The organism is Desulfosarcina cetonica JCM 12296 (assembly GCF_001311845.1).
GTDB lineage: Bacteria > Desulfobacterota > Desulfobacteria > Desulfobacterales > Desulfosarcinaceae > Desulfosarcina > Desulfosarcina cetonica.
The window spans coordinates 1-790 of the sequence record NZ_BBCC01000511.1 but is presented as its reverse complement, the minus strand read 5'-3'; the positions used below and the strand labels follow the sequence as shown (position 1 = coordinate 790).

Annotated in this window: 1 protein-coding gene; it reads left to right on the top strand. The window is 64.9% G+C overall.

All coding sequences use genetic code 11. From position 1 onward, the window contains the following. Positions 1–130 precede the first annotated feature (130 nt). Positions 131–790: energy-coupling factor ABC transporter ATP-binding protein (locus JCM12296_RS35290; protein WP_218188469.1), on the top strand; the 660-nt coding region annotated here is incomplete at its 3' end.

The window sequence follows — 790 nt, the reverse complement described above, 5'->3', positions numbered from 1 at the left end:
GGCTGGAGCCGCCCCTGGCCCTGCGCCTGGCAAGGGCCATGGCGTGTCCACCAGGCGCTTTAGCCTCGCCGATTGGCGGCGGCGTGCGCCTCGCATGGATTTGCTGGACCGGTTGGAACCCGGTCCACCCATGGTCGCCGTCGATCGGCAGACGCCACCGGTCCTGACGGTGGAGGCCCTATCCAGCCGGCAAGATGGCCGGATGTGCCTGGAAGATATCGCCTTCAACCTGCACGCCGGCGAGTGCATCGCCATTGTGGGTGCCAACGGCGCGGGCAAGACGACCCTGCTCAGACATCTTGTGGGGTTGCAGCGACCGACCGGCGGATCGATTCGCATCCGTGGCCGGGATACGCGCAAGACCCCGGTGGCCACCCTGGCCCGGGAGGTGGGCCTGGCCTTTCAGAACCCCGACAACCAGTTTTTCAAGTTCTCGGTCGAAGCGGAATTGTGTGTCGGACCGCAGGCCCTTGGGGTACTGGACCGTCCCTGGATCGACGAGCTGATGGAAATTTTCCAATTGGCCCCACTACGCGAAAAAACACCCTTTCACTTGAGTGGGGGTGAGAAGAAACGGGTGGCCTTTGCCGCGGCCCTGGCATCGCGTCCGGCGATCCTGGCCCTGGATGAACCCACCGCCGGTCAGGATTTCCGTTTCCGGGCGCATTTGCGACGCCTGCTGACCCGCCTGCAAAAAAGCGGGCAGGCCATTATCCTGGTGACCCATGACCTGACCTTTGCCGAACGCACGGCCGGCCGCTGGTTGGTGATGGCCGGCGGCCGGCTTCTG